Source organism: Streptococcus parasanguinis, from assembly GCF_001578955.1.
Classification (GTDB): domain Bacteria; phylum Bacillota; class Bacilli; order Lactobacillales; family Streptococcaceae; genus Streptococcus; species Streptococcus parasanguinis_U.
In genome coordinates this window covers 253,943-258,134 of record NZ_KQ969691.1, presented here as the reverse complement: position 1 = coordinate 258,134, position 4,192 = coordinate 253,943, and the positions used below count along the sequence as shown (strand labels likewise).

At 42.1% G+C, this 4,192-nt stretch carries 7 protein-coding genes; all 7 read left to right on the top strand.

The features are described 5' to 3' along the window. Nucleotides 1-246: 246 nt before the first annotated feature. Nucleotides 247-684 carry a PTS sugar transporter subunit IIA gene (locus SPADD19_RS08015; protein ID WP_061455738.1) on the top strand — a complete coding sequence of 146 codons (438 nt, stop codon included), beginning with the start codon at nt 247-249 and terminating at the stop codon, nt 682-684. A 14-nt stretch (nt 685-698) separates the two neighbouring features. Beyond that, nucleotides 699-1,193, top strand: a complete 495-nt coding sequence (locus tag SPADD19_RS08010; RefSeq protein ID WP_000261775.1) for a PTS sugar transporter subunit IIB — start codon at nt 699-701, stop codon at nt 1,191-1,193. Between the two features lie 56 nt (nt 1,194-1,249). After that, nucleotides 1,250-2,092, top strand: a complete 843-nt coding sequence (locus SPADD19_RS08005) for a PTS mannose/fructose/sorbose/N-acetylgalactosamine transporter subunit IIC (protein ID WP_003004789.1) — start codon at nt 1,250-1,252, stop codon at nt 2,090-2,092. After that, the gene (locus SPADD19_RS08000; RefSeq protein WP_037585172.1) at nt 2,076-2,930 is read left to right on the top strand and encodes a PTS system mannose/fructose/sorbose family transporter subunit IID; all 855 of its coding nucleotides are present in this window, start codon (nt 2,076-2,078) and stop codon (nt 2,928-2,930) included. Before SPADD19_RS08005 ends, SPADD19_RS08000 begins: the two co-directional genes overlap by 17 nt. Nucleotides 2,931-3,031: 101 nt before the next feature. Then, complete coding sequence (locus tag SPADD19_RS07995) at nt 3,032-3,325, top strand: hypothetical protein (protein WP_003004348.1); 294 nt, start codon at nt 3,032-3,034, stop codon at nt 3,323-3,325. Nucleotides 3,326-3,454: 129 nt separating this feature from the next. Further along, a complete protein-coding gene (groES, locus tag SPADD19_RS07990) occupies nt 3,455-3,736 on the top strand; it encodes a co-chaperone GroES (RefSeq protein WP_024055367.1) in 282 nt (93 codons plus the stop codon). A 21-nt stretch (nt 3,737-3,757) separates the two neighbouring features. Then, on the top strand, nt 3,758-4,192 hold a 435-nt coding region (locus SPADD19_RS12860; RefSeq protein WP_277619478.1), incomplete at its 3' end, for a TCP-1/cpn60 chaperonin family protein.

The window sequence follows — 4,192 nt, the reverse complement described above, 5'->3', positions numbered from 1 at the left end:
AAAGCTAGACTACTTGATTGGCAATGCCTTGCGCGATCAAGATGTCGAGAACCGCTTGCCTCAAATTCAGAGGGAGATTGAAAGTAGTCTACAGGTAGGAGTTTAGAGTAAAATAAGATGGCATTTTGTCAAGTGACAGATGTCATTTTTTTATTGCTAAATGTCATATTAGGAATGTGACATTTGACAATGTAAAAACGCTTTCAAATAATCTACAATAGAGTCAAATAAAGGAGGCGTAGCAAAATGAAATACCTCATTTTGGTCAGTCATGGTGGACTGGCAGAAGGTCTAAAGACATCACTAGCCATGTTTGCTGGTGATAAGATGGATCAAGTCATCGCAGTTGGACTCAAAGAAGGAAAATCGGTCGATGACTTCGCAGTTGATTTCAGAGAGAGCATTTCAGGATTGACAGCTGATGATTCTGTTTTGGTCTTGGCAGATATCGTAGGTGGTAGTCCATTAACCACTGCAGCCACGGTTCTAGAAGAAGCTGGAAAGCTCGATGGAGCCTTGATCCTTGGTGGGATGAACCTCACCATGGCCTTGACGGCAGTTGTGATGAAGGATGTGTTGGATGGAGACGATTTGTCAGCTACCATCTTATCAGAAGCACGATCTGCACTACAGCCTTTTGAAGTTTCAGCTACTAGTGCTGAAGAAGATGATGACGATATTTAATAGGGAGGTACCTTATGGTAGTAACATTTGTACGGATTGATGATCGCATGATTCACGGTCAGACAGTCACACGCTGGGCAAAAGAAAAACCATGTGATGGTTTGATTGCCGTAAACGATGCAGCAGCATCAAACAAGGTTTTGATCCAAGCTTACAAAGGCGCATCAGACAAGAAAACCTTTGTATGGACAAAGGAAGCCTTTAAGGAAAAATCAGCAAAAGTAACAGAATCAGATAGTCGTTACTTCTTAATCACCAAAAATCCAATCGATATGAAGGAAATTTTGGTCGACCAAGGGTTTGTCCCAGGTGATGTCAAAGAAATCATTGTTGGCCCTGCAAATGATCGTCCTGGAGCTGTGAAATTGGGAAATAACCAATCCATCACTCAGGAAGAAGCAGAAGCCTTCCAAGCCATTCAAGCAGCAGGCTACAAGGTGAAATTCCAATTGTTGCCAGATGTTTCCATCGGGTATTGGGATGATTTCAAATCAAAATTTGGTTTTTAAAACTAACAGTCCTATCTGTTAGGTAAATAAATTTACAAACAAAAGGAGCGTTTGTTATGACAATTTCATGGATTCAAGCAATCTTGCTTGGTATTTTCGCCAGCTTGTCTTCAATGCCTGGTATGGGAGGTTCCAGTATCGGGAACTATACACTCGGTCGTCCTTTGATCGGTGGGTTGATTTCAGGTTTAATTCTTGGAGATGTGACAACCGGTATTATGGTCGGGGTTGCCCTTCAAGTCGTTTATATCGCCTTGGTAACACCTGGTGGTACCGTATCTGCCGATGTGCGTGCCATCTCTTACATCGGTGTTCCTCTTGCTATCTTGTTTGTGCATGCTAATAACATCACAGATGAAGCAGGAATCGCCGCAGCTGCAGCTCCAATCGGTGCAGCCGTTGGGACAATTGGTACAGTTCTTTTCTACGGTACCGCTACTATGAACTTGGTTTGGCAACACATTGGTTGGAAAGCCGTTGAAGAAGGAAACTTCAAAAAACTCTACGCAGTTGACTGGGTTTACCCTTGGATCTCTCACTTCCTCTTCTCTTTCCTTCCAACAATGATTATCACCAAATACGGTGAAAACATGGTTGATTTGATGAAACAATACCTTCCTATGGATGGTTACTGGATGAAAGCCCTCTTTACAGTCGGTGCTCTTCTCCCATGTGTCGGTATTGCCATCTTGTTGAAACAAATTGTTACAGAAGCAACTGACTTCATTCCATTCTTTGTTGGATTTACCTTGGCAAAATCTCTCGGATTGAACTTGGTATCCAGTGCCGTTGTTTCATTAATCTTTGCAGTAATCTACTATGAACTTGAAGTGATCAAATCGATGAAAGCTGCTCCAGCCGGAGTGGTGGACCAAGACGATGATGAGGAGGATATTTAAAATGGCTGATAGAAAGAAAATTTCAAAGAAAACATTAGCAAAAGCATTCCATCATTGGTATTATGGTCATTTGACTTGTTTCTCTCAAGAACATATGCAAACCTTCGGGTACTTGACTTCTATGCTTCCAATCGTAGAAGAAATGTATGACACAAAAGAAGAACAAAAGGATGCTATGCAAACCTATACGGCCTTCTTCAACACTGAACCACAACTTGGATCTCTTGTTGTAGGGATCACAGCTGGTTTGGAAGAAGCGCGTGCAAACGGAGATGCAGTAGATGGCGAAACCATCAACGGTATGCGTGCCGGTTTGATGGGACCAATCGCTGGTATTGGTGACTCATTGGTCGTTGGTACCTTGATTCCAGTTCTCTTAGGGATTGCCCTTGGTCTTTCTAAAGGTGGTAACGTCGCTGGTGCTCTCTTCTACATCGTCGTATGGAACCTCTTAGTCTACTTTGGTATGCGCTTTGCCTTCTTCAAAGGTTACCAATTAGGGGATAAAGCCGTTGAATTCCTTGTAGGACCAAAAGGACAAGCTCTTCGTAAAGCGATCAGCGTTGTCGGTGGTATGGTTATCGGTGCCGTAGCAGCTACTTGGGTATCTGTTACAACAGCCCTTCAATTCAAGAATTCTGAAGGAAAAGTCTTCTTGAACATCCAAGAAAAGATCGATGGTGTTTATCCAGGTCTCTTGACAGCAGCCTTCATCACTCTTTGCTGGTGGTTGATGTCTAAGAAAAAAATTTCACCAAACAAAGTCATGTTACTTCTCGTTGTAGTGGCTTTGATCGGTGTTGCCCTTGGTATCTTTGACCCACATCTTAAATACTAAGGTCAAGAAAAAACGAATTTGCTAGTAGGAGTTTTTGAGAATGAAGTGAATGGACCTCCTTTATTTGCACTTCATTCTCAATTTTTATCAGGAGGAATCCCATGGTTACAAAACAAGAACTTGTCAATGGATATGAAACAGAAATCAAGTACCAACGCCACATGCTTGAAAACCTTGGTCGTTGGTTCAGCTTACTCTTTATCATTGCCAGTATTGGTGTGGTATTGATCTATCTCTTTCACAAAAGTTTCCTCCCACTCTTGATCCTCGGGATTTTACTAGCCTTGGTTGGAATTTTAGGCATGATTGTTTTTGGATATGGCATCTACCGCGGTCGGATCAATCTTCAAAAAGTGATCGATGATTTCAATCAAAAATTGACAATTTTAAATTGATATTTTAGAAACATCTCATTTATTTTTGAGGTGTTTTTTTCTTGACTATTTCTGACCAAGTGATACAATAGAAACATAAGTTAGCACTTGTGTATAGAGAGTGCTAAAAACACGTATGGAGGAATGAACATGTTAAAACCATTAGGAGACCGTGTGGTCTTAAAAGTAGAAGAAAAAGAACAGACTGTTGGAGGTTTTGTCCTCGCAGGTGCGAGCAAGGCCGATACAAAAACAGCTGAAGTGGTTGCCGTTGGTGAAGGTGTGCGTACCCTAAGTGGTGAACTCATCGCTCCAGCTGTAAAAGCAGGAGACCACGTTTTGGTTGAAAGCCATGCAGGAATTGAAGTGAAAGATGGGGAAGAAACCTACACCATCGTTGGAACAGCAAACATTCTTGCAATTGTAGAGTAAGAGAAGAAAGAGGTAAGAGAAATGGCAAAAGATATTAAATTTTCATCTGATGCACGTTCTGCAATGGTCCGTGGTGTCGATGTCTTAGCAGATACAGTGAAAGTTACGTTGGGCCCTAAAGGTCGCAATGTGGTTCTTGAAAAATCATTTGGTTCACCCTTGATCACAAATGATGGGGTGACCATCGCAAAAGAAATTGAATTGGAAGACCATTTTGAAAATATGGGTGCTAAATTGGTGTCAGAAGTGGCTTCTAAGACCAATGATATCGCAGGTGACGGTACAACGACCGCAACGGTCTTGACTCAAGCTATCGTCCGTGAAGGGATCAAAAACGTCACTGCAGGTGCTAACCCAATTGGCATCCGCCGTGGGATTGAGACCGCTGTTGCAACAGCAGTAGAAGCTTTGAAAAACAATGCGATCCCAGTATCAAGCAAGGAAGCCATTGCTCAA

Coding starts and splice junctions, on each gene's coding strand:
- SPADD19_RS08015 (WP_061455738.1), top strand. CDS start 247: ATGAAATACCTCATTTTGGTCAGTCATGGTGGACTGGCAGAAGGTCTA.
- SPADD19_RS08010 (WP_000261775.1), top strand. CDS start 699: ATGGTAGTAACATTTGTACGGATTGATGATCGCATGATTCACGGTCAG.
- SPADD19_RS08005 (WP_003004789.1), top strand. CDS start 1,250: ATGACAATTTCATGGATTCAAGCAATCTTGCTTGGTATTTTCGCCAGC.
- SPADD19_RS08000 (WP_037585172.1), top strand. CDS start 2,076: ATGAGGAGGATATTTAAAATGGCTGATAGAAAGAAAATTTCAAAGAAA.
- SPADD19_RS07995 (WP_003004348.1), top strand. CDS start 3,032: ATGGTTACAAAACAAGAACTTGTCAATGGATATGAAACAGAAATCAAG.
- groES (WP_024055367.1), top strand. CDS start 3,455: ATGTTAAAACCATTAGGAGACCGTGTGGTCTTAAAAGTAGAAGAAAAA.